We start from the raw sequence: 21,539 nt of genomic DNA on the forward strand, positions 1-21,539 counted from the left end.
CTTTAGAGCGAGATGACTTTTGGTTGAATCGCTATCTCGCTCCAAGCTTTTGTTCTTGAGGCATGATCTCGTCCGAAAAGTCTGCAACTTTTCGGGATCATGCCTCAGTGCTCGCGCTTATACCAGAAGGCAGTGGGCAGGTGCTCCATGCCGGCGCGCTCGTAAAAGCCCACGGCTTCGGGCACCGAAACCAGGATGAGGCTGACTTTTGGGCCGAGCTGGTGGCGCGCCTCGTCCAGAAGCCCACGGCCCACACCCAGCCCCTGCGCCGAAGCGCAGACGGCCAGATCGGACAGATAGCAGGCCCAGGCGCCGTCGCTGACGCCGCGCCCGATGCCGATCAGCGGCCGCCCGGGGAGGCTGAGCCGCGCCGTCACCAACAGGTTGGCGCCGCTCAGCATCTGTTGCAGACGCTGTTCGTCATCGACCGGCCGATAAGCGCCGAGGCCCGATTCCACCAGCACGCGGCGAAACTCGGCGACGTCGAGATCAGGCTCGCTGGCGTAGATGATGTCTGGGCGTTCGGTCATGGCTGGGGCGTCCCGGCGATTCGTCGGACGATTTGCGTAAGGCCTCGCGCGCCAAGCCACAACCGCCGACGGGCAAAATGGTTCGCTGTAGTCGGCTAAAGATAAGGTGCCAGCACGTCCGCGAGCGGGTCTTCGCCCGTCCAGTGCACGGCGTGCCAGCCGGCATCGCGGGCGGCTTCGACATTGGGCAAAGTGTCGTCGATCAGGATCAGGTTTTCCGGCGCAAGATCGACGGAGGCCGCGACCGTGTCGAAAAAGCCGCGGTCGGGCTTTCGGTGGCCCACCGCCGCCGAGTAGTGCACGCGGTCGACATGAGCGGAAAGGCCGAGCGTTTCGAGCAGATAGGCCGCGCGCAGATGCTCCTGGTTGGTGGCCAGATGCATTTTCAGGCCCATGGCCCGATAGCGCTGGAATTCGGCCAGCAGGGTGGTGTCCACCCGCGCATCCTGCCCGAACCAGTAGGCGAGGAAATCGCTGGAGCTGATGCGCGGCGCGATCTCGGCCAGAACCGGCTCGAGGCGTTCCAGAAGGCCTGCCTGGCCGGTGACGATCTCGTTCCAGTGCGGTGCGAAGAATTTCTCGTACAGGTCGTCGGGGGAGATCTGCAGATCCTCGTGAAGCCGCGTGAACCAGCTGCGGCCGTCCTCGGAATTGGCGTGCACGAGCACGCCGTCGACGTCGACCATCAGGGTTTTAAGGGAAGAAGCCAATCTCAGCCCCGCATCGAGCGGTTGGCGCCGTCGCCGGCGAACTCGTTGCGCTCGACGCGGCGGTAGAAGTCGGCGAGCTGCTTGCCGCGCTCGGGCTTGAAGATGCGGCCGACGGTGGTGACCCGCGCGATGCGGTCGATGCGGAAAGCGCGAAAATCATCGCGCATCTCGCACCAGGCGACCAGCGTCCACACCTTGCCCCAGAACCAGAGGCCGAGCGGGCGCACGTCGCGCATGGTGCCGCGGCCGGCCTCGTCGCGATAGTCGAGCGCCAGCACGTCGCGCTTTTCGATGGAGCGCTCGATGATGTCGATGGCGTCGCGGTCGGCGTCGCTCACCACCCACATCGGCGTGTGGATCTCGGTGCGGGCGATGCGGTCCTTTTCCGAGTCGGGCAGCACCGCGCCGATCTTGACCAGCGCCTCGTCGGCTGCGCGCGCCATTGTGGCGCCGCCGAAGGCGCGGACCATGCGGGCGCCGGCCACCAGCGCCACGATCTCGTCGCGCGTGAACATCAGCGGCGGCAGGTCAAAGCCTTCGCGCATCATGTAGCCGACGCCGGCCTCGCCATCGATGGGCACGCCGGTCGACTGCAGGTCGGCGATGTCGCGATAGATGGTGCGCTCGGAGACTTCGAGCCACGCACCGAGCTTCTGCGCGGTGACCAGGCGGCCGCCGCGAAGGTGTTGGACGATCTGAAAGAGCCGGTCTGCGCGTCGCATGGCAATCCAACTGTCAAAGCGGGGAATCGGACCCTTGCATATTTGCACGATGCTCCTGACAACATATTGTCAGGAGCGTTTCTGGCCAGCTCAACTATATTCGCGTGCGAAAAGCTCGCGCATTTCTGCGAGTTGCGGCGCGCGCTCCGGAAACAGCGTTCCCAGGAAGGCGAGCGTGAATGTGCCTGGCGCCGAGCCGGGCGCGGAAACGATGCGACTGTCGGCCACTGCATGCGGCACGTCGCGATAGCGCGCGGCACCCGCATAGTCCGGCTCGTGCCTCAAAATCCAGTCGCGGCCATTGCTGGTGTGGTCGGCCTTGGCGAACAGGCCGGCGCGCGCGAGCGCCAGCGTGCCGCCGCAGATGCCGCCGACCACGCCGCCACGTTCCTCGACGGTGCGCAGGAGCGCGGAGACGTCCGGCGCGCGGGGCGTGGCCCAGGTGTCAGAGCCGATGACGGCGATGGCGTCGAGATCGGCATTTTCGGCCGGATCGGCGCCGCGCTGGGGCGTGAGGCGGAAGCCGCTCATCGAATTGACCGCCTCGCCCGTCGGCGTGAGCGAGACTGTGCGCAGGCCGAACCATTCTACCGCCGAGGCGGCCAGAAGGCCGTATTCCCAGTCGGCGAAACCGTCGATGAAGACAAAACCGATGGTCCTGGATTCACTCATGGCAAACTCCTCTCCGGCGTCATCGATCAGCTGCGGCGCGCGCGGCGCGCTGCGTAGGCGTCGGGCCAGCCTATATCCTTTTGAATGCTCTCCGGTAGGGAGTTCAGAAAGCGTTCGGTACGGATCTGGTCGCGCAGGGTCTGGATCTTGCCGGCATAGTGCCTGACGGCGCGGAAAACATCGGGGGTGAACATGGCGACTCTCCTTGGCTTACGGAGAGCACTATCGCACACCCGTCCTGACAACAGTCTGTCAGGAGCCTGCCCGGCGCGGGCGACAAGTTTCAGATCCCGATGCCGCGCGCGGCGAGCGCCGCCTTGATCTCCTCGAGAATGGCCGGATCGTCGATGGTCGCGGGCATGATCCACTCCTCCTTGTCGGCGATCTTCTGCATGGTGGAGCGCAGAATCTTGCCCGAGCGTGTCTTGGGCAGGCGCTTGATGGTGACCACCAGCTTGAGCGCTGCGACGGCGCCGATACGCTCGCGCACCAGCTGCACGATCTCATGTTCGATCGTCGCCGTGTCGCGGGTGGCGGCGGAGGACAGAACGATGAAGCCGCAAGGCACCTGGCCCTTCAGCTCGTCATGGATGCCGACTACGGCGCATTCGGCGACATCGGGATGCGAGGCCAGCACTTCCTCCATGCCGCCGGTGGAGAGGCGATGGCCGGCGACGTTGATGATGTCGTCGGTGCGGGCCATGATGAAGAGGTAGCCGTCCTCGTCCAGATACCCGGCGTCGGCGGTCTTGTAGTAGCCGGGGAACTCGTCGAGATAGGCGCGGTGGAAACGCTCGTCGGCGTGCCACAGCGTAGGCAGGCAGCCGGGCGGCAGCGGCAGCTTTATCACCACATTGCCCAATGTGCCGGGTGCGACCGGGTGGCCGGCATCGTCCAGCACCTGGACGTCGTAACCGGGCATGGCCACACCCGGCGAGCCGTATTTGACCGGCAGCTGGCCAAGGCCGATCGGGTTCTGGCTGATCGGAGCACCGGTCTCGGTCTGCCACCAGTGGTCGATCACCGGGCGGTCGAGATGCTGCTCGGCCCATTTGATCGTCTCGGGGTCGGCGCGTTCGCCGGCCAGGAACAGCGTGCGGAACTTTTTGAGGTCGTAGCGCGGGATGAAGGTGCCGGCCGGGTCTTCCTTGCGGATGGCGCGGAAGGCGGTGGGCGCGGTGAACAAGGCGACCGCGCCATGCTCGGAAATGACGCGCCAGAAGGTGCCGGCGTCGGGCGTGCCGACCGGCTTGCCCTCGAACAGGATGGTGGTGCAGCCGTGGAAGAGCGGCGCGTAGACGATGTAGGAATGGCCGACCACCCAGCCGACGTCGGACGCCGCCCAGAAGACCTCGCCGGGCTTGACGCCGAATTCGTGCTCCATCGACCATTTCAGCATGACCATGTGGCCGCCATTGTCGCGCACCACGCCCTTGGGCTGGCCGGTCGTGCCGGAAGTGTAGAGGATGTAGAGCGGGTCGGTGGCGAGCACCGGCACGCACGGCACCTCGCGGCCGGACGCCTTCGCGGCGGCGACGGCCTCGGCATAGTCGAGGTCGCGGCCGGGGATGAGATCGCAGCGCTGTTCCTCGCGCTGCAGGACGATGCAGCGCTCGGGCTTGTGGCGCGCGAGGTCGATCGCGCCATCGAGCAGCGGCTTGTAGGCTATGACGCGGTTCGGCTCGACGCCGCAGGAGGCCGAGATGATGAGCTTTGGCGTCGCGTCGTCGATGCGGGTGGCAAGCTCCTTGGGCGCAAAGCCGCCGAAAACTACGGAGTGGATGGCGCCCAGCCGCGCGCAGGCGAGCATGGCAAAGGCCGCTTCGGGCACCATCGGCATATAGATGATGACGCGGTCGCCCTTTTGGACGCCCTGATCCTGCAGGACGGCAGCCAATGCAGTGACTTCGGCCAGCAGCTCGGCATAGGTGTATTTCTTCTGCCGGCCGGTGATGGGGCTGTCATATATCAGCGCGGTCTGGTCGGCACGACCGGAGGCGACATGGCGGTCGACGGCGTTGTGGCAGCTGTTGCATTCGGCCCCGGTGAACCAGCGGCCATAGACGCCGGCTAGCGCGTCGAACACCTTGTCCCACGGCTTGAACCAGTCGATGTCGCGCGCGGCCTCGGCCCAAAAGCCGTCGGGATCGCGTTTCCAGCTCTCATAGACCTGATGATAGCGCGAAGACATGACGACACCTCCCTATGCCGGGCCTGCACGGCCTTTTCTTAGACAATGATAGTCCAAGGCGTCCATCTGACTAAGGGCTAAGCTGTGAAACGGTTCGGGGCGGCTCCGGAATTGCGCTGTCTTCGAGTGGAGGCGAGGGCCGCTTTGACAAAGCCCGGAGTTGCTGCTCAATGGCGGCATGTCCAAAGCGCTTTCGCTCGTCATCATCGGCATCATGCTGATCCAGATCATCAAGCCGCTCGACCTGCCGGGGCTCAGGCAGCGGCGTGATTTCTGGAAACTGGCGCTCATTGCGCTGGCGGCGATCGGCGTGACGGTGGTGCTCAGCCACAGGTTTTGATCGGGCTGCGGAAAAGAGGGGGCTTGGCTCAAACGGAGCGCGGTTCCGCTACGGGCAGTGAAGGCGTAGGCACCTGCAAGCCGTAAATCGGCCGCAACCTCAAGCCCGTTCGGCGCTATTTGCGCGCGGCCAGCTTTTCGGCCAGGTCTTCCATGCGCTGGGCAAGGCTCGAAAGCGCGCCGGTCAGGGCGGAATCGTTCTTGTCGGCCTTGGTGAGCGCGTCGTCGCGCGTCTTGCGCAGCGTGGTGATCTCGGTCTCCATGCCCTTCACGCGCTTGCGCAGTTCCGCCAGCTCGTCCATCACCATGATGCCGGCCATGACGGTCAGGCGCTGGTCGCCGATTTCGCCGAAAGAGTCCTTCAGATGCGAGACATAGAGGTCGAAGTTGTTGGCGAGCTCGATCAGGTGCTCTTCCTGGCCCTCGTCGCACGCCATGCGATAGGCCTTGCCGTCGATCGTGACAGTAACCTGCGCCATCGGACCCTACCTGTCGAGCACGGCGCGGATCGTTTCCATCGCCGTCACCAGCCTGCGTGAGACTTCCTTGTTGGCTTCCTCCAGCCGCTCGGCGCGCGCTTCCGAATTGTCGAGTTCCTGCGCAAGCCGGCTGCGATCGGCATTCATGCGCTGCACTTCGGCTTCGGCTTCGCTGTAGTCTTGCTCGCGCTCGAGGTGCGTCGCAACGCTCTGTTCAAGCGTTTCGATTGCCCGGCCGAGCCGGCTGATGACCTCTTTCAGTGTGGTTTCCCCGGTCATGGCTCCGTCTAAACTCCCGCCCATCACCGAATCGCTCACGTTCAGAACGACTTACCCGGGAAACATTATGCTTCGTGCTAAGGGGGCGTCAACAAAGCGATTCGGGCTTTCCCCTGCTATCGCGTTTCGAAACACCGCCGCGACGTCAAGTCCGGGGTGAAAGACCCCGGCTTTGGTTGACTCATGCGGCATGCCTGCTATGTGTCGCCGAGCTTTTCCAAGGGGGCCCCGCCCCGAAAACCAAGGCCTGGCGAGCAATCATGACCTCACGCGATAAACACGACCGGATGGCCAATGCGATCCGCTTTCTGTCCATGGATGCCGTCGAGAAGGCGAATTCCGGCCATCCCGGCCTGCCGATGGGCGCCGCGGACATTGCCACCGTTCTCTTTACCCGCTTCATGAAGCACGATCCGAAGAACCCGCACTGGGCCGACCGCGACCGCTTCGTGCTGTCGGCCGGCCACGGCTCGATGCTGCTCTATTCGCTGCTCTATCTGACCGGCTACGAGGACATCACCCTCGACCAGATCAAGAATTTCCGCCAGATCGGCTACCGCACCGCGGGCCACCCCGAATTCGGCCACGCCGCCGGCATCGAGACCACCACCGGTCCGCTCGGCCAGGGCATTGCCAATGCCGTCGGCATGGCGCTCGCCGAACGCATCCTCAACGCCCGTTATGGTGACGCGCTCGTCGACCACTACACCTATGCGCTGGCTGGCGACGGCTGCCTGATGGAAGGCATCAGCCAGGAAGCGATTGCGCTGGCCGGCCACCTCAAGCTGAACAAGCTGATCGTCCTCTGGGACGACAACGACATCACTATCGACGGCGCGGTCTCGCTCTCCGACTCGACCGACCAGCGTGCACGTTTCGCCGCTTCGCACTGGAACACGCTGGCCGTCGACGGCCACGATCCGGAAGCCATCGCAGCCGCTATCGAGGCGGCCCGCCGCTCCGACCGCCCGACGATGATCGCCTGCAAGACCACCATCGGCTTCGGCGCCCCCACCAAGGCCGGCACCAGCAAGGTGCACGGCTCGGCGCTGGGTGCCGAGGAAATCGCCGGCGCCCGCAAGGCGCTGGGCTGGGATTTCCCGCCCTTCGAAATCCCGTCGGACATTCTCGACGCCTGGCGCGTTTCGGGCCTCAACGCCTGCAAGAAGCGCAAGGAGTGGGAAGCCCGCCTCGCCGAGACCGACGCCGAGATCCGCGCCGAGTTCGAACGCCGCATGAGCGGCGACCTGCCGGCCAACTTCGATGCGGTCATCGCCGAGTACAAGCAGAAGCTCGCCGCCGACAAGCCGAAGGTCGCCACCCGCAAGTCGTCGGAAATGGCGCTTGAGGTCATCAACGGCGCGGTGCCCGAGACGATCGGCGGCTCCGCCGACCTGACCGGTTCCAACAACACCAAGACCAGCCAGACCAAGCCGATCGCCCCCGGCGAATATGCCGGCCGCTATGTCTATTACGGCATCCGCGAGCACGGCATGGCTGCGGCCATGAACGGCATGGCGCTGCATGGCGGCATCATCCCCTATGGCGGGACCTTCATGACCTTCTCGGACTATGCCCGGCCGGCCATGCGTCTCGCTTCCCTGATGGGCATCCGCTCCATCTTCGTCATGACGCACGATTCGATCGGCCTCGGCGAAGACGGCCCGACCCACCAGCCGGTCGAGCATCTGGCGGCGCTGCGCGCGATCCCGAACCACAATGTCTTCCGTCCGGCCGACGCCACCGAAGCCACCGAGTGCTGGCAGCTGGCGCTGGAATCGACCAAGACCCCGTCGACGCTGGCGCTCACCCGCCAGAACCTGCCGGCGGTGCGTACGGAATATGTCGAGGAAAACCTCTGCGCCTACGGCGCCTACGAGCTGGCAACGGCCGACGGCGAAGCTGCCGTGACCATCTTCGCCAGCGGCTCGGAAGTCGAGATCGCGCTCGCCGCCCGCGCCCAGCTGCAGGCACACGGCCACCCGACCCGCGTCGTCTCGGTGCCGTGCTTCGAGCTGTTCGAGAAGCAGAGCGACACCTACAAGGCTGCCCTCATCGGCAATGCCCCGGTCAAGATTGCCATTGAAGCGGCGATCCGCATGGGTTGGGACCGCTTCATCGGCCTCGATGGCATTTTCATCGGCATGCACGGTTTTGGCGCCAGCGGCACCATCGAGCAGCTCTACCCGCACTTCGGCATCACCGCCGAGGCCACGGTGAAGGCCGCTGAAGCACGCCTGTCGAACTGATTTTTTGCCCCCAGGGAGAAGCTGATATGACTGTCAGAGTAGCCATCAACGGATTTGGCCGCATCGGCCGCAACATTCTGCGCGCCATCTACGAATCCGGCCGCACCGACATCCAGGTCGTCGCCATCAACGACCTCGGCCCGGTCGAGACCAATGCCCACCTGCTGCGCTATGACAGCGTGCACGGCCGCTTCCCGCATGAGGTGAAGGTCGACGGCGACACGATCAACATCGGCGGCGGCGCCATCAAGGTCACTGCGATCAAGGATCCGGCCCAGCTGCCGTGGAAGGATCTGAACGTCGACATCGCGCTCGAGTGCACCGGCATCTTCACGTCGAAGGACAAGGCTTCGGCGCATCTCGCCGCCGGCGCCAAGCGCGTCATCGTCTCGGCCCCGGCCGACGGTGCCGACCTGACGGTGGTCTATGGCGTCAACCACGACCAGATCTCCAAGGACCACATCGTCATTTCCAACGCGTCCTGCACCACCAACTGCCTGGCGCCGGTGGCCATGGTGCTCAACAATGCCTTCGGCATTGAGAAGGGCTTCATGACGACGATCCACGCCTATACGGGCGACCAGCCGACGCTGGACACCATGCACAAGGATCTCTACCGCGCCCGCGCCGCGGCGATGTCGATGATCCCGACCTCGACCGGTGCGGCCAAGGCCGTCGGCCTGGTGCTGCCGGAGCTCAAGGGCAAGCTGGACGGCGTGTCGATCCGCGTGCCGACCCCGAACGTCTCGGTCATCGACTTCAAGTTCGTGTCGAAGAAGCCGGTTACGGTGGAAGAGGTCAACGCAGCCCTCGTCGCCGCTGCAGACGGTCCGCTCAAGGGCATCCTCGCCTACACCAAGGAGCCGCTGGTGTCGGTCGACCTGAACCACAACCCGGCCTCGTCGACCTTCGCGCTCGACCAGACCAAGGTCATCGACGGCAACCTCGTGCGCGTCATGTCCTGGTACGACAACGAGTGGGGCTTCTCCAACCGCATGGCCGACACGGCCGTTGCCATGGCCAAGACCTTCGCCTGAGACGATAGTCTCGCATTGCGCATTCCGGACGCCCGGCCTCACGGCCGGGCGTTTGCGTTACAGTCACCAAAAAATGCACTTGGCATAATCTCTTTCGGCCAAGTCGCTTGCACATGGCCATGTCTTCGCCGCACTCTGTGAGGAAGTCGAACCACATGGAGCATGGGGAAGCAGACTACCGATGGATCAGGCCATTTATCTCGCGACACTGGTCGGTACGGCACTGGTGCTTGCGGCAGCGTTTTCGAGCCTGATAGCCTTCCGCTTCGGCGCGCCACTGCTGCTTCTCTTCCTGGCCATCGGGCTTGCTACCGGCCAGGACGGCCTCGGCATCCAGTTCGACAATGCGCCGGTCGCCTATTTCGTCGGCTCGTTGGCGCTGGCGGTCATCCTGTTCGATTCGGGGTTCGGAACGCCCGTCAACGTGCTGCGCCAGGCCGGCCTGCCGGCGCTGACGCTGGCGACCGTAGGCGTCGCCATCACTGCCGTCGTGTTCGGCGTGGCGGCGCACTACCTGACCCATTTCTCCTGGCTCGAATCCTTCCTGCTGGGCGCGACCGTCGCCTCCACCGACGCGGCGGCGGTGTTCTTCCTGCTGCGCGCCGGAAACATCAATCTGCGCGAACGCGTGCGCTCGACGCTGGAAATCGAATCGGGCTCCAACGACCCGATCGCCATCTTCCTGACGCTGACGCTGGTCGAGATCATCGCAATCGGCGTCAATCCCGAAGCCCAGCTGTTGTTCACCGATCTCGTCGTCGGCTTCTTCGTCACCATGGGCCTGGGTGCTGCCGTGGGCATGCTTGGCGGCTTTGCCATCGCGCGGCTGGTCGACTGGCTGAACCTCGACCGCGGCCTGACGCCGATCTTCGTGCTGACGCTGTCGCTGCTGGTCTTCGCGGCCGCCGGCGCCATCGGCGGCTCGGGCTTCCTGGCGGTCTATCTCGCCGGCATGGTCGCCGGCAATTCCGACATCAGGGGTGCTGCGGCGCTGAAGCGCTTCCAGGGCGGCATGTCGTGGCTGGCGCAGATCATCATGTTCCTGGTGCTCGGTCTGTTTGCCACGCCCTCGCAGTTTCCGGGACTGCTGCTCGGCGCCATCACGCTCGGCCTGTTCCTGATCTTCATCGCCCGCCCGCTGGCCGTGTGGCTGTGCCTAAAACCGTTTCGCCTTCCGAGCGCCGAAGTCGCCTTCATCTCGTGGGTGGGCTTGCGCGGCGCGGTGTCGATCCTTCTGGCCATCACCCCGCTGCTGGCCGGGCTGGAGCATGGCCGCCTCATCTTCAACACCGCCTTCATCATCGTGCTCGTCTCGCTCTTCGTGCAGGGCTGGACGGTCGGCCCGCTTGCCCGCCGCCTCGGCCTGATCGTGCCGCACCGCGCCGGCCCGATCGAGAAGGTCGAGCTCGAGCTGCCGGGCTCGGCGCACCACGAACTGCTCAGCTACCGCGTCGTGCCGGGCAGCCCGGTGCTGCGCGGCGAGCGCCTGCCGCGCTGGGCGCGCCCCTCACTGGTGGTGCGCAATGGCGGTTCGATGAAGTTCCCCGACTTCGGCAAGCTGATGGCCGGCGACCGCGTCTACATCTTCGTCCACGACCGCTATCCGGCGCTGCTCGACCGCCTGTTCACCAGCCGCGTCGACGTCGATCCGGAGGATGCCGAATTCTTCGGCGCCTTCGCCGTCGATCCCGACCGTCCGGCCTCGGATCTCGAAGCGGCTTACGAGCCGGGCCTCACCGAGGCAGAGCAGAAGATGACCATCGGCGAGCTCTTCCTGTCGCGTTTCGGCGGCCATGTCGAATATGCCGACCGCCTCAATCTCGGACCCATCGAGCTCATCGTCCGCGACATGGACGAGAAGGGCAAGATCACGGCAATCGGCCTGTCCTTCGAGCCCACCCAGCCGCAGCCGCTGGTGCCGGAGAACCTGCGCGAACGCCTGCGCGCGCTGTTCGGCCGCGGCGACGGCACGATGAGCAGCCGCGTCAGCGACGAGGCTTGAACCCAGTCAGCGCCAGCGCCGCAGCCGCTTGCTGCGCGACTTGGCTCAAAGCGGTTCTTGCTTCCACCACGCACCGCGATAAGGTTCGCGCGACTCAAATCTAGGAGAGGATTTTGCCCATGGCCGGTTTCAAGACGCTCGACGACCTGGGAGAGGTCAAAGGCAAACGCGTTCTCGTACGCGTCGACCTCAACGTGCCGGTCGCCGACGGCAAGGTGACCGATGCCACCCGCATCGAGCGCGTTGCGCCGACCATCCTCGAACTGTCGGGCAAAGGCGCCAAGGTGGTCCTGCTCGCCCATTTCGGCCGCCCCAAGGAAGGGCCGGAGGCGAAATATTCGCTGCAGCAGATCGCCGCCGCCACCGCCGAGGTTTTAGGCCGTCCGGTCGGCTTCGCCGCCGACTGCATCGGCGACAGCGCGTCTGCGGCAATCGCCGCGATGCAGGATGGCGATATCCTGCTTGCGGAAAACACCCGCTTCCACAAGGGCGAGGAAAAGAACGAAGGCGAATTCACCAAGGCGCTGGCCGCCAATGGCGACATCTTCGTCAATGACGCCTTCTCGGCCGCGCACCGCGCGCACGCCTCGACCGAGGGCCTTGCGCGCCTGCTGCCCGCCCATGCCGGCCGCACCATGCAGGCCGAGCTCGAGGCGCTGGAAAAGGGCCTCGGCAACCCGGTGCGCCCGGTGGTGGCGATCGTCGGCGGCGCCAAGGTCTCGTCCAAGATCGACCTGCTGATGAACCTCGTGAAGAAGGTCGACGCGCTGGTCATCGGCGGCGGCATGGCCAACACCTTCCTCGCCGCGCGCGGCACCGATGTCGGCAAGTCGCTATGCGAGCACGACCTTGCCCAGACCGCCAAGCAGATCATGATCGAGGCGGCAGGCGCCGGCTGCGCCATCATCCTGCCCTCCGACGCCGTGGTGGCGCGTGAGTTCAAGGCAGATGCGCCGAACGAGGTGGTTGGCATCGAGGCCGTGCCGGCCGACGCCATGATCCTCGACGTCGGCCCCAAGACGGTCGAGACCATCAACCAGTGGATCGACCGCGCCACGACGCTGGTGTGGAACGGCCCGCTCGGCGCCTTCGAGATCTCGCCCTTCGACCGCGCGACGGTCGCTGCGGCCAGGCATGCCGCAGCCCGCACCAAGGACGGCAAGCTGGTGTCGGTGGCCGGCGGCGGCGACACGGTGGCCGCGCTCAACCATGCGGGCGTGGCCGACGACTTCACCTATGTCTCGACGGCCGGCGGCGCCTTCCTCGAATGGATGGAAGGCAAGGCGCTGCCGGGCGTCGAAGTTCTCAAGAAATGAGCTTTTGACCTCTTGTTTCGCCCCTTTCGAGGGGCGAAACTTTTTGTCGGACTAGTTGATCGTCTTTCAATCGATTCAAGCATTTGCACGGCATTCCGTTGCGTAGATACTTCTGTTATGCGCCCCTCGAACACCTAAGGAGGATTTGCATGAGCGAACGTCTGGAAGACATTGCCGCCGCGATGGTGGCCGACGGCAAGGGCATTCTGGCTGCCGATGAGAGCAGCGGCACGATCAAGAAGCGTTTTGACGTGATCGGCGTCGAATCCACGGCCGACAGCCGCCGCGACTATCGCGAGCTGCTGTTCCGCTCGGCCGATGCGATGAAGAACTATATCTCCGGCGTCATCCTCTATGACGAGACGATCCGCCAGAAGGCAGCCGACGGCACGCCGCTGGTCGATCTGATCAAGGCCTCCGGCTCCATCCCCGGCATCAAGGTCGACGCCGGCGCCAAGGCCCTGACGGGCTTCCCGGGCGACACCATCACCGAAGGCCTCGACGGCCTGCGCGAGCGCCTGGCCGAGTACTACAAGCTCGGCGCGCGCTTCGCCAAATGGCGCGCGGTGATCGACATCGATACCGCCAAGGGCGTTCCCTCGCGCTACTCGATCGACGCCAACACCCAGGCGCTGGCCCGCTATGCGGCGCTCTGCCAGGAAGCCGGCATCGTGCCGATCGTCGAGCCGGAAGTGCTGATGGACGGCGCCCACGACATCGACACCTGCTACGACGTCACCCGCGCCACGCTGGTCAAGCTCTATGACGCGCTCTACGACGCGCGTGTGAAGCTGGAAGGCTCGATCCTGAAGCCCAACATGGTGATTGCCGGCAAGAAGTCGGGCCAGAAGAACAGCCCAGAGGAAGTCGCCGAAAAGACGCTGCGCCTGTTCCGCGAGACGGTGCCGGTCGCCGTGCCGGGCATCGCCTTCCTGTCGGGCGGCCAGTCGGACGAGGAGGCAACCGCCAACCTCAACGCGATCAACGCCTCCGGCCCGCTTCCGTGGAAGCTGACCTTCTCCTATGGCCGCGCGCTGCAGGCAGCACCTCAGAAGGCATGGTCGGGCAAGGCCGAGAACGTTCCGGCCGCGCAGGCCGCATTTACCCATCGCGCCCACATGAACAGCCTTGCCGCCCGCGGCAAGTGGCAGGACGCGCTGGAAAAGGCGGCGTAAGCCGAGCCCATCGAACTACGGAGAAGCCCCGCCTCGCGCGGGGCTTTTTCTTTGGGCGGTAGGAGTGAAGCGGCCCTACGCGACGAGCGTCTCGGATTGGTGGTTGGCTACCGCTGGCTGGCTTGAGCAGGTAGCCAGGTCTCCCTATATTTTTGAAGTGGTCTGCGCAGCGGAACGACGATGCGTGGAGACTGATCATGGTAGCCATCAATCTTGGCGCCGCTACACTGTCCGAACAGGAACACGGCCGGCAGCTTCGGCGTGCCGTGGTAGCGAGCACGATCGGCACCGCGATCGAATGGTATGATTTCTTCCTTTACAGCACGGTGACCGGCCTCGTCTTCGCGCGGTTGTTTTTCCCGCACTCGGACCCGCTCGTCGGTACTCTTGAGGCATTTGCCATCTATGCGGTTGGCTTTTTCGCTCGACCGATCGGCGCAGCGATCTTCGGCCACTATGGCGACCGCATCGGCCGCAAATCGACGCTCATCGCGACGCTTTTGACGATGGGGATTGCGACGTTCCTCGTTGGCCTCGTCCCGGCTTACGCAAGCATCGGCATTTGGGGTGCAATCATCCTGACGGCGCTGCGCTTCATTCAGGGCATCGGGGTGGGCGGCGAGTGGGGCGGTTCGGTGCTGCTGTCGATGGAGTGGGCGCGGACTTTCGGCCATCGCGGTTTCATCGCGTCCTGGCCGCAGTTTGGCGTGCCGTGCGGCCTCTTCCTCGCCAATCTCGCGGTCCTCGTGTTCAGTTGGCTATCGGGCGATCAGTTCCTGACATGGGGCTGGCGCATTCCGTTTCTCCTGAGCTTCCTGCTCGTCGCTCTCGGGCTCTGGATCAGGCTTGGTATCATGGAGACGCCCATCTTCAGCAAGATCGTCGCTGAAAACAAAGTCGAGCGTGCACCGATGCTGCAGGTCGTGCGTCGCTATCCAAAAGAAATTCTGCTCTGCGCGCTCGTGCGCATGGCGGAGCAAGCGCCTTTCTACATCTTCACGGCTTTCATCTTCGCCTATGGCGTCGGGACGCTGAAGGTATCGCGCGACTTTCTTCTTGTTGCCGTGCTCGCGGCGTCGATCGTTTCCTTCGTTTCGATCCCGTTGTTCGGTCACATCTCCGATTTGATCGGACGCAAGCGCATGTACATGATCGGCGCGGCGGCTACCGGCGTCTACGGCTTCATCTATTTCGGGCTGCTGAACACGGGCTCCGCGGCGCTGATTTTCCTCGCCATCGTGATCTCGCTGATACCCCACGACATGATGTACGGACCGCAAGCGGCGCTGATCGCGGAATCCTTCACCGGTCGGCTGCGCTACAGCGGCGCGTCGCTCGGCTATCAGCTCTCGTCCGTGATCGCCGGCGGCCCGGCCCCTCTCATCGCTGCCTGGCTGTTCAGCACCTATGGAACGGCCTACGCAGTCGCGTTCTACATTCTGGCCTGCTCGGTACTCAGCTTGATCGCGGCAGCGCTGATGACGGACTACACCGGGAGAGATATCGAGAGCGAATACGAATAGGGCAAGGTCTCAGGGTGGCTAGGCAACAGTCAGCTTTTGTGCATGGCGGGCGGGGAAGAGGATTTCTGATAGTTGGTCACGGCGACAAGCCGTTCTTCGCCGGGCCGCGGCGCCCAGTCGAGGGCGTGATCAGGTTGACATTCGTTTCGGCATAGCAGGGGAAAAGCCCCGCCTCGCGGGGCTTTTTCTTTTTCGGGACCGGGCTATAAATCCCCCATGTCCCGCCTTCTGCCGCTCCTGACTTGGCTCGCCTTTCCCGCCTATGTCTGGCAGGGGCTCGGCGTGCGCCGCCGCACCGAGCGCATGGTGCCGGCGCGCGGGCCGGTGCTGCATGCCGTCGACGGCGAGGAGCCGCCGCTCTCGCTTCTGGTGCTGGGCGATTCTTCCGCCGCTTCGGTCGGCATCGCCCATTCGCAGGAGGGGCTGGCCGCGCAGCTGGCGCTCATCATCTCGGAGCGCACGGGCCGGGCCGTGCACTGGCGCGCGGCGGGCTTCAACTCGGCCACGGCGGGCGAGCTGCGCGACCATGTGTTGCCCAACCTCTCCGCCGACCGCTGGACGCATATCGTGCTTTCCATCGGCTCGAACGACACCAAGAACTTTCACACGCTGCGTCGCTTCAAGAAGGAATTCGGCGGCCTGCTCTATGCGCTGCGCGCCAAATGGCCGGAGGCGCGCGTGGTGTGGTCGCCGGTGGTGGAGTTCACCCGCGTGCCGGCGCTGCCGCCGCTGCTTGGAAAGATTTTGGAAATCCGCGCGAGCGCGCTGAATGCGCTCGGCACCCGGCTGTGTCACGAGCGCGGCGCAGTGCCCGCCACGCGCCTGCCCATCGTCGACCCGGAAGCCGGCTTCTCGACCGACGGTTTTCACGCTTCGGCCGCCGGCTACCGCGCCTGGGCCGAGCATTTGACGGACCTCGTTCTCGCGGCAGACTGAGCTTCCCCCGACCTCCGTCGTCCTCAGGGACAAAAAGCCAAAAAAAATCGCGCCGGCCGAAGCCGACGCGATTGGTATTCCGTGGACCCGCGCGTGAAAAGAATCAGGCGGCGGGCTGGGCCTCTATGGTGCGCAGGGCCTGGGCCCGGCGCTTGGCGGCGGCCTTGACCGCGTCCTGCACCTTTTCGAAGGCGCGGACCTCGATCTGGCGGACGCGCTCGCGGCTGATGTCGAACTCGCTCGACAACTCCTCGAGCGTCATCGGCTCGTCGGCGAGGCGGCGTGCCTCGAAGATGCGGCGCTCGCGGTCGTTCAGGACCGACATGGCGTCGGCCAGCATGGCGCGCCGGTTTTCCAGCTCGTCCTGCTCGATCAGCGTCTCTTCCTGGCTTTCGTGGTCGTCGACCAGCCAGTCCTGCCATTCGCCGGATTCGCCTTCGGTGGCGCGGATCGGCGCGTTCAGCGAAGCGTCGCCCGACAGGCGGCGGTTCATCGAAACGACCTCTTCCTCGCTCACGTTCAGCCGCGTGGCGATCTCCGTGATCTGCTCGGGCTTCAGGTCGCCTTCGTCGAGCGCCTGGATCTTGCCCTTCACCTTGCGCAGGTTGAAGAACAGGCGCTTCTGGTTGGCGGTGGTGCCCATCTTAACCAGGCTCCACGAACGCAGGATGTATTCCTGGATCGATGCCTTGATCCACCACATGGCGTAGGTCGCCAGGCGGAAGCCGCGTTCGGGCTCGAATTTCTTCACGGCCTGCATGAGGCCGACATTGCCCTCGGAGATGACTTCCCCGATCGGCAGGCCATAGCCGCGATAGCCCATGGCAATCTTGGCCACGAGTCTGAGATGGCTGGTGACTAGCTTGTGGGCTGCGCCAGTGTCCTCATGCTCCTGGTACCGCTTGGCGAGCATGTACTCTTCCTGCGGCTGGAGCATGGGAAAACGGCGGATTTCTTCCAGATAGCGGCTGAGGCCGCCTTCCCCGGAAACGATGCTAGGTAGTGACTGGGCCATGTTAGCGCCCTCCCTCTTTAAGGATTTGCCCCCTGATTCAGGCAGGCATATGACGCCGGGGCTTCGCGCTCTCCGGTGTCAAACGTGTTTATATAGGAACAAAGCGAGAAAAGCACCCACATTGTTCAACACGAAACAGTGTGTCACGCCAAAGTGAACAAACGTGGTCAAGTTTTCACAACTTGCGGAAACCCTCGACAATTCCGGCCATATCCGAAGGCATGGGTGCCTCGAACCTCATCAACATATGGGTATCGGGATGGCGAAATGCCAGTAGCCGGGCGTGCAAGGCCTGGCGGGACAGGCCCTGTACCATCGCCTTGAGCTCTTCGGGCAGGCGGTTGGCCTTGGTGCGGAAGGCGGTGCCGTAGTCAGGATCGCCGACAACCGGATGGCCGATATGGGCCATGTGGACGCGGATCTGGTGCGTGCGGCCGGTTTCCAGCCGGCATTCGACCAATGCTGCCTCGGCGGCCTGCTTCTGGCCTTCGCCATAGCGCTCCAGCACGGTGTAGTGGGTGACGGCGTGGCGGGCGTCGTCGCGGGTTTCGGGCACCACGGCGCGGCGCACGCGGTCGGCGGCGCGGCCGAGCGGGGCGTCGATCGTGCCGGTCAGGCGGGACGGGATGTTCCACACCAGCGCCACATAGGCGCGCTCGAGGTCACCGTCGCGGCCATGGTCGGCAAAGGCTTCCGACAGCGCCTTGTGCGCCTTGTCGGTCTTGGCGATCACCATGACGCCCGACGTGTCCTTGTCGAGGCGATGCACGATGCCCGGCCGCTTCACGCCGCCGATGCCCGACAGGCTGTCGCTGCAGTGGTGGATCAGCGCGTTGACCAGCGTGCCGGTCCAGTTGCCGGCGCCGGGATGCACGACCAGCCCGGCCGGCTTGTTGATGACGATGAGCTGGTCGTCCTCATAGAGGATGTCGAGCGGAATATCTTCGCCGAGCGGCTCGGCGGGCTCCGGCTCGGGCATCTCGACGGCCACGCGGTCGCCATCGGCCAGCTTGCGCTTGGCCTCGGTGACGGCTGTGCCATTCACCGCCACCGCGCCCTGGCGGATCAGCCCCTGGACGCGGTTGCGCGAGAAGTCGGGCCCCAGTGCGCCGGCCAGCCATTGGTCGAGCCGCGTGCCTGCGGCGTCAGCGCCGGCGCTGAACTCTTTCATTACGCCGTCGGCTTCGCTATCAGGGTCGTTCATTTTAGCTTCAACAATCCGGAACCGTTTGGACAATGGCATCGCCGCATCTGAATGACGAAGACGAAAAGCCGCTCGACCCGTCGGTCGAGAAGGTCCGCCGCAAGCTGGTGCGGTTCATCGCCATCAATCTGGGCCTGCTGTTCATCGCCCTTATGGCGGTGCTGGCCGCGATTGTCTACAAAACCGGCAAGACCGAGGCGCCGGCCATAACCAATGGCGGCGTGCCTTCGCCTTCCGAGCAGGCCTTCATGTCGGGCGACATCGCTTTGCCGACGGGGGCGAAGGTCATTTCGCAGTCGCTGTCGGGCAACCGCATCTCGATCGAGGCCGAGCTTGCCGATGGCAGCCGCGCCATCTTCCTCTACGACTTCGCCGAGCGCCGCATGGTCGGCCGTTTTGCGGTGACGCAGCAGTGAGCGCGCCGGCCCGCAAGGTCGCGACCGTCTCGCTGGTCGTGCGCGACTATGGCGAGGCAATCGCCTGGTACGTCGAAAAGCTCGGCTTCGAGCTTTTCGAGGACGTCGACCTCGGCGGCGGCAAGCGCTGGGTGACGGTCGGCCCCGCCGGCGGCAACGGCGCGCGACTGCTTCTGGCCGAGGCCAAGAACGAGGCCGAGTTTTCGCGCGTCGGCGACCAGACGGGCGGCCGCGTCTTCCTGTTCCTGGAAACCGACGACTTTTCCCGTGATCATGCGGCGATGCTGGCAGCGGGCGTCGAGTTTCGCGAGGCCCCGCGCCACGAGGCCTATGGCTCGGTGGCCGTATTCGCCGATCTTTGCGGCAATCTGTGGGATCTGATCCAGCCGCGCCGCCAGGCCTGACAAGGGCCTTTTGCCGGAGTCTTCGCATTGCCTGTGAATTGGCTGAAGAATCCCGGTTGCGTTTTCCGAAAGCCTCGCCTATATGGCGCAAGTCTTACACGCGCCCATCGTCTAGCGGTCAGGACGGCGCCCTCTCACGGCGCAAACAGGGGTTCGATTCCCCTTGGGCGTACCAAGACTTTTTCCCTCTCGGATCAATCGATAGAACGCGTTTTGCGCTCCATTCGACGCGCTTAACCCCATATGCCGGCCCATGCCATCCAGCTTGGACAGTTGGCCAGCAGGGTTTCGATAGCGACTGATTCGCGACCGGCTCACAGCGTCCGGTGCATCACCAGCGCATCGACATAGCCGCGAGAAGGATGGAGAAACACGTTTGGCAGGCGGCCGACGATCTCAAAGCCCATTGACTGCCATAGACGCACCGCGCGGTCGTTGCTGCTGATCACGAAGTTGAACTGCATGGCCTTGAAGCCGCGCTCGCGGGCCCGCTCAAGCGAGTGTTCGCACATGCGGCGCGCGACACCCCGGCCCGTTGCGGCCGGGTCGGTGATGTAGCCGCAATTTGCCACGTGGCTTCCGCCGCCGGCCTGGTTGCGGCGCAGGCAGTAGGTGCCGAGGATGCGGCCACCCTCTTCGGCGACGAAGGTTTCGTTGCCTGGGGCTAGCCAGTAGGCCAGGGCATCGGCCTCGCTCATGTCGCGGTTGAGCGCATAGGTCTCGCCGGCCCTGATGGTGGGGCCGATGATCGACCAGATGGCGGCTCTGTCGTCCGGTGTGGCGGGTCTGATCAGCATGTGTCCTCCAACGAAAGGCTAGGAGGATATAGTCGCGCGGCGCGAGGCGGATCAATCCGGCGTCGGCGGAAAGCCGAGATTTTGATCGCGGACATTGCGCGCGGCTGCTTTCTGGAAAAATCCGGTGGCCATGGTTACATCAGCTTGCGTTGGATTTGAGAAATGAGGGAGCCGTCATGGCAAAGTCGAAGGCCGTCGTCGAAACCGAACACGCAAGCCGCTACCTGCAGCAGCTGTGCAAGCACTGGAGCCACAAATTCGCGGTGGAGTTTTCGCCGACCGAGGGGCGGATCGATCTCGGCGAGGGGCGGGTGGTCGACCTCCGGGCGAATGACGCATCCCTGACCGTCGAGGTCGAGGCGCCCGAACTGCCGCGCATGGAGCAGGTGGTCGTCGATCACATCGTGCGCTTTGCGTTCCGTGAAGATCTCGTCTTCGACTGGAAGCCGGTGCAATAACGGGTCCAATGCAGCATTCCGGGAAGACGAATCGTCTCCCGGAATAGATGAAATTCTCTAGATATATTGATGATGACCTAAGCATCGACCTTTGGCTTACCGCCATTGGTGGATGCGGACCGCTTTTATTGCCGACTACCACAACGGCTCTGATTGTTGGACTTTGAGGCTCTGGCTTCTGACAGGCAATAGCCAGCAAGAGGCTCGGTGCCGCCCAAGCCCCCCCAACGACGGCGCGCCGAGCCTCGGGCCTGAGCCCGGGAGGGCAAGATGGACGACAAGGCCGACGTGGTGGATGAACTGCTCGTGCTGGCGAAGGATCCCGCCCCGTTCAGCCAGGATGAGCTCGCGGAAATAGCCCTGGTCGCCGCCACCGAAATCATGAAGCTGCGCGGATACCAGGCCGGATCGGTCCGGTCCGCCAGGCGGCGATCGGCCGGCAGCGGCGGACATGGCATCTCCCTGCCACGGGCCGTTTGACGTCAGTGGCTTGCCGTATCGACCACGCGCGCGGTGCGGATGAAGAGCGCGCGGACCTTCTCCCAGAAATTGCCACCCAGCACGAAAATGCCGGTTATGAATATGAGATCGCCGAGGAGCTGATACGCCCACTGGTTGGGCCGCCAGCCGGGCCAGAAATAGTCGATATACGGCTCGAGCAAGGACCAGGTGAGCGGCACCCAGAACATGGCCAGCCCGATGGCATGACGGACGGGCCCGATCGGTCCGACCGTCCCCAGGCGCGGAATATGGCTGGCGACGGCATTCTTCAGCTGCTGGAAGCCGGCCTTGCCGACCAGGGCGATGATCAGGATCAGCAGCAGCTTGTTTATGATGAAGACGGCGCCGGTGACGGCCGCCAAAGTGGCCGCCGGCACTCCCAGGGTGGCGAGAAGGGGAATTGCCAGCACAAGCGCGATTGCCAGCACGAGCAAGGCCACGCCGCATTTGAAGCGCCAGCCGCTGCCTGTCTCGTCCCCGATAGACGGGGTGTGCTGCATGCCTGCCATCGCTCCCATCCTGCGCGGCGAGGATCGATGCCGAAAATATACCGCTGCCGGGGCGATTTGACAGGAGCGCGCGGA

24 protein-coding genes and 1 tRNA gene are annotated in these 21,539 nt (G+C 64.5%); 13 read left to right on the forward strand and 12 right to left on the reverse strand.

The window, feature by feature from the left end:
* Positions 1–104: 104 nt before the first annotated feature.
* The 6 genes from C7I85_RS16950 to C7I85_RS16970 form a co-directional block, all read right to left on the reverse strand.
* Positions 105–530 (reverse strand): GNAT family N-acetyltransferase, encoded by a 426-nt coding sequence (locus C7I85_RS16950; RefSeq protein WP_106725188.1) that lies wholly within the window; start codon positions 528–530, stop codon positions 105–107.
* Between the two features lie 95 nt (positions 531–625).
* Positions 626–1,240, reverse strand: coding sequence for an HAD family hydrolase (locus C7I85_RS16955; RefSeq protein ID WP_146148892.1), 615 nt, complete (start codon positions 1,238–1,240; stop codon positions 626–628).
* Positions 1,241–1,242: 2 nt separating this feature from the next.
* Entirely contained in the window at positions 1,243–1,962 is a 720-nt protein-coding gene (locus tag C7I85_RS16960; protein WP_106725190.1) for a helix-turn-helix transcriptional regulator, read from the reverse strand.
* A gap of 90 nt (positions 1,963–2,052) precedes the next feature.
* On the reverse strand, positions 2,053–2,634 hold the full coding sequence (locus C7I85_RS16965; RefSeq protein WP_106725191.1) for a DJ-1/PfpI family protein: 582 nt from the start codon (positions 2,632–2,634) through the stop codon (positions 2,053–2,055).
* Between the two features lie 26 nt (positions 2,635–2,660).
* A complete protein-coding gene (locus C7I85_RS30995; RefSeq protein ID WP_181257206.1) occupies positions 2,661–2,828 on the reverse strand; it encodes a hypothetical protein in 168 nt (55 codons plus the stop codon).
* An 89-nt stretch (positions 2,829–2,917) separates the two neighbouring features.
* On the reverse strand, positions 2,918–4,825 hold the full coding sequence (locus tag C7I85_RS16970) for a propionyl-CoA synthetase (protein WP_106725192.1): 1,908 nt from the start codon (positions 4,823–4,825) through the stop codon (positions 2,918–2,920).
* Positions 4,826–5,003: 178 nt separating this feature from the next.
* Here C7I85_RS16970 and C7I85_RS31000 point away from each other — a divergent pair, with 178 nt between their 5' ends.
* Positions 5,004–5,165, forward strand: a complete 162-nt coding sequence (locus C7I85_RS31000) for a hypothetical protein (RefSeq protein ID WP_181257207.1) — start codon at positions 5,004–5,006, stop codon at positions 5,163–5,165.
* Between the two features lie 115 nt (positions 5,166–5,280).
* Here C7I85_RS31000 and C7I85_RS16980 read toward each other — a convergent pair whose 3' ends face one another.
* Positions 5,281–5,643, reverse strand: coding sequence for a cell division protein ZapA (locus tag C7I85_RS16980; RefSeq protein WP_106725194.1), 363 nt, complete (start codon positions 5,641–5,643; stop codon positions 5,281–5,283).
* A 6-nt stretch (positions 5,644–5,649) separates the two neighbouring features.
* Complete coding sequence (locus C7I85_RS16985; protein ID WP_106725195.1) at positions 5,650–5,922, reverse strand: DUF4164 domain-containing protein; 273 nt, start codon at positions 5,920–5,922, stop codon at positions 5,650–5,652.
* A gap of 260 nt (positions 5,923–6,182) precedes the next feature.
* Here C7I85_RS16985 and tkt point away from each other — a divergent pair, with 260 nt between their 5' ends.
* The 7 genes from tkt (at position 6,183) to C7I85_RS17020 (ending at position 16,160) form a co-directional block, all read left to right on the forward strand.
* Positions 6,183–8,171: a transketolase gene (gene tkt / locus C7I85_RS16990; RefSeq protein WP_106725196.1), complete on the forward strand. Its 1,989-nt coding sequence runs from the start codon at positions 6,183–6,185 to the stop codon at positions 8,169–8,171.
* A 26-nt stretch (positions 8,172–8,197) separates the two neighbouring features.
* Complete coding sequence (gene gap, locus C7I85_RS16995) at positions 8,198–9,208, forward strand: type I glyceraldehyde-3-phosphate dehydrogenase (protein ID WP_106725197.1); 1,011 nt, start codon at positions 8,198–8,200, stop codon at positions 9,206–9,208.
* A 181-nt stretch (positions 9,209–9,389) separates the two neighbouring features.
* On the forward strand, positions 9,390–11,210 hold the full coding sequence (locus C7I85_RS17000; RefSeq protein ID WP_106725198.1) for a potassium/proton antiporter: 1,821 nt from the start codon (positions 9,390–9,392) through the stop codon (positions 11,208–11,210).
* A gap of 119 nt (positions 11,211–11,329) precedes the next feature.
* Positions 11,330–12,526 (forward strand): phosphoglycerate kinase, encoded by a 1,197-nt coding sequence (locus C7I85_RS17005; protein ID WP_106725199.1) that lies wholly within the window; start codon positions 11,330–11,332, stop codon positions 12,524–12,526.
* 149 nt (positions 12,527–12,675) lie between these two features.
* Positions 12,676–13,701, forward strand: coding sequence for a class I fructose-bisphosphate aldolase (locus C7I85_RS17010; RefSeq protein ID WP_106725200.1), 1,026 nt, complete (start codon positions 12,676–12,678; stop codon positions 13,699–13,701).
* 197 nt (positions 13,702–13,898) lie between these two features.
* Positions 13,899–15,224, forward strand: a complete 1,326-nt coding sequence (locus C7I85_RS17015; protein ID WP_106725201.1) for an MFS transporter — start codon at positions 13,899–13,901, stop codon at positions 15,222–15,224.
* 216 nt (positions 15,225–15,440) lie between these two features.
* Positions 15,441–16,160, forward strand: coding sequence for an SGNH/GDSL hydrolase family protein (locus C7I85_RS17020; RefSeq protein ID WP_106725202.1), 720 nt, complete (start codon positions 15,441–15,443; stop codon positions 16,158–16,160).
* Positions 16,161–16,263: 103 nt separating this feature from the next.
* Here C7I85_RS17020 and rpoH read toward each other — a convergent pair whose 3' ends face one another.
* Positions 16,264–17,175, reverse strand: a complete 912-nt coding sequence (gene rpoH / locus C7I85_RS17025; protein ID WP_106725203.1) for an RNA polymerase sigma factor RpoH — start codon at positions 17,173–17,175, stop codon at positions 16,264–16,266.
* A 175-nt stretch (positions 17,176–17,350) separates the two neighbouring features.
* Positions 17,351–18,379: an RluA family pseudouridine synthase gene (locus C7I85_RS17030; RefSeq protein ID WP_106725204.1), complete on the reverse strand. Its 1,029-nt coding sequence runs from the start codon at positions 18,377–18,379 to the stop codon at positions 17,351–17,353.
* A 32-nt stretch (positions 18,380–18,411) separates the two neighbouring features.
* On the opposite strand from C7I85_RS17030, the gene C7I85_RS17035 reads away from it, so the two are divergent.
* The 3 genes from C7I85_RS17035 (at position 18,412) to C7I85_RS17045 (ending at position 19,374) form a co-directional block, all read left to right on the forward strand.
* On the forward strand, positions 18,412–18,795 hold the full coding sequence (locus tag C7I85_RS17035; RefSeq protein ID WP_106725205.1) for a fimbrial protein: 384 nt from the start codon (positions 18,412–18,414) through the stop codon (positions 18,793–18,795).
* Positions 18,792–19,199 (forward strand): VOC family protein, encoded by a 408-nt coding sequence (locus C7I85_RS17040; protein ID WP_106725206.1) that lies wholly within the window; start codon positions 18,792–18,794, stop codon positions 19,197–19,199. Before C7I85_RS17035 ends, C7I85_RS17040 begins: the two co-directional genes overlap by 4 nt.
* A gap of 100 nt (positions 19,200–19,299) precedes the next feature.
* Positions 19,300–19,374, forward strand: a tRNA-Glu gene (locus tag C7I85_RS17045).
* Between the two features lie 139 nt (positions 19,375–19,513).
* Here the strand turns inward: C7I85_RS17045 and C7I85_RS17050 are convergent.
* Positions 19,514–19,996, reverse strand: a complete 483-nt coding sequence (locus C7I85_RS17050) for a GNAT family N-acetyltransferase (RefSeq protein WP_106725207.1) — start codon at positions 19,994–19,996, stop codon at positions 19,514–19,516.
* 176 nt (positions 19,997–20,172) lie between these two features.
* On the opposite strand from C7I85_RS17050, the gene C7I85_RS17055 reads away from it, so the two are divergent.
* Together C7I85_RS17055 and C7I85_RS17060 are read left to right on the forward strand one after the other, a co-directional pair.
* A complete protein-coding gene (locus C7I85_RS17055) occupies positions 20,173–20,454 on the forward strand; it encodes a DUF2218 domain-containing protein (protein WP_106725208.1) in 282 nt (93 codons plus the stop codon).
* 270 nt (positions 20,455–20,724) lie between these two features.
* The gene (locus C7I85_RS17060; protein ID WP_106725209.1) at positions 20,725–20,934 is read left to right on the forward strand and encodes a hypothetical protein; all 210 of its coding nucleotides are present in this window, start codon (positions 20,725–20,727) and stop codon (positions 20,932–20,934) included.
* A 2-nt stretch (positions 20,935–20,936) separates the two neighbouring features.
* Here C7I85_RS17060 and C7I85_RS17065 read toward each other — a convergent pair whose 3' ends face one another.
* Positions 20,937–21,464: a transporter suffix domain-containing protein gene (locus C7I85_RS17065; RefSeq protein ID WP_245444977.1), complete on the reverse strand. Its 528-nt coding sequence runs from the start codon at positions 21,462–21,464 to the stop codon at positions 20,937–20,939.
* Positions 21,465–21,539 lie beyond the last annotated feature (75 nt).

It is taken from the genome of Pseudaminobacter soli (ex Li et al. 2025) (assembly GCF_003012705.1).
In the GTDB taxonomy this organism is placed as follows: Bacteria; Pseudomonadota; Alphaproteobacteria; order Rhizobiales; family Rhizobiaceae; genus Pseudaminobacter; species Pseudaminobacter soli.

Coding starts and splice junctions, on each gene's coding strand:
- C7I85_RS31000 (WP_181257207.1), top strand. CDS start 5,004: ATGTCCAAAGCGCTTTCGCTCGTCATCATCGGCATCATGCTGATCCAG.
- C7I85_RS16960 (WP_106725190.1), bottom strand. CDS start 1,962: ATGCGACGCGCAGACCGGCTCTTTCAGATCGTCCAACACCTTCGCGGC.
- C7I85_RS16985 (WP_106725195.1), bottom strand. CDS start 5,922: ATGACCGGGGAAACCACACTGAAAGAGGTCATCAGCCGGCTCGGCCGG.
- rpoH (WP_106725203.1), bottom strand. CDS start 17,175: ATGGCCCAGTCACTACCTAGCATCGTTTCCGGGGAAGGCGGCCTCAGC.
- C7I85_RS16965 (WP_106725191.1), bottom strand. CDS start 2,634: ATGAGTGAATCCAGGACCATCGGTTTTGTCTTCATCGACGGTTTCGCC.
- C7I85_RS17035 (WP_106725205.1), top strand. CDS start 18,412: ATGGCATCGCCGCATCTGAATGACGAAGACGAAAAGCCGCTCGACCCG.
- C7I85_RS17065 (WP_245444977.1), bottom strand. CDS start 21,464: ATGGCAGGCATGCAGCACACCCCGTCTATCGGGGACGAGACAGGCAGC.
- C7I85_RS16980 (WP_106725194.1), bottom strand. CDS start 5,643: ATGGCGCAGGTTACTGTCACGATCGACGGCAAGGCCTATCGCATGGCG.
- C7I85_RS17055 (WP_106725208.1), top strand. CDS start 20,173: ATGGCAAAGTCGAAGGCCGTCGTCGAAACCGAACACGCAAGCCGCTAC.
- tkt (WP_106725196.1), top strand. CDS start 6,183: ATGACCTCACGCGATAAACACGACCGGATGGCCAATGCGATCCGCTTT.
- C7I85_RS17010 (WP_106725200.1), top strand. CDS start 12,676: ATGAGCGAACGTCTGGAAGACATTGCCGCCGCGATGGTGGCCGACGGC.
- gap (WP_106725197.1), top strand. CDS start 8,198: ATGACTGTCAGAGTAGCCATCAACGGATTTGGCCGCATCGGCCGCAAC.
- C7I85_RS30995 (WP_181257206.1), bottom strand. CDS start 2,828: ATGTTCACCCCCGATGTTTTCCGCGCCGTCAGGCACTATGCCGGCAAG.
- C7I85_RS17060 (WP_106725209.1), top strand. CDS start 20,725: ATGGACGACAAGGCCGACGTGGTGGATGAACTGCTCGTGCTGGCGAAG.
- C7I85_RS16970 (WP_106725192.1), bottom strand. CDS start 4,825: ATGTCTTCGCGCTATCATCAGGTCTATGAGAGCTGGAAACGCGATCCC.
- C7I85_RS17020 (WP_106725202.1), top strand. CDS start 15,441: ATGTCCCGCCTTCTGCCGCTCCTGACTTGGCTCGCCTTTCCCGCCTAT.
- C7I85_RS17015 (WP_106725201.1), top strand. CDS start 13,899: ATGGTAGCCATCAATCTTGGCGCCGCTACACTGTCCGAACAGGAACAC.
- C7I85_RS17000 (WP_106725198.1), top strand. CDS start 9,390: ATGGATCAGGCCATTTATCTCGCGACACTGGTCGGTACGGCACTGGTG.
- C7I85_RS16950 (WP_106725188.1), bottom strand. CDS start 530: ATGACCGAACGCCCAGACATCATCTACGCCAGCGAGCCTGATCTCGAC.
- C7I85_RS17005 (WP_106725199.1), top strand. CDS start 11,330: ATGGCCGGTTTCAAGACGCTCGACGACCTGGGAGAGGTCAAAGGCAAA.
- C7I85_RS17050 (WP_106725207.1), bottom strand. CDS start 19,996: ATGCTGATCAGACCCGCCACACCGGACGACAGAGCCGCCATCTGGTCG.
- C7I85_RS17030 (WP_106725204.1), bottom strand. CDS start 18,379: ATGAACGACCCTGATAGCGAAGCCGACGGCGTAATGAAAGAGTTCAGC.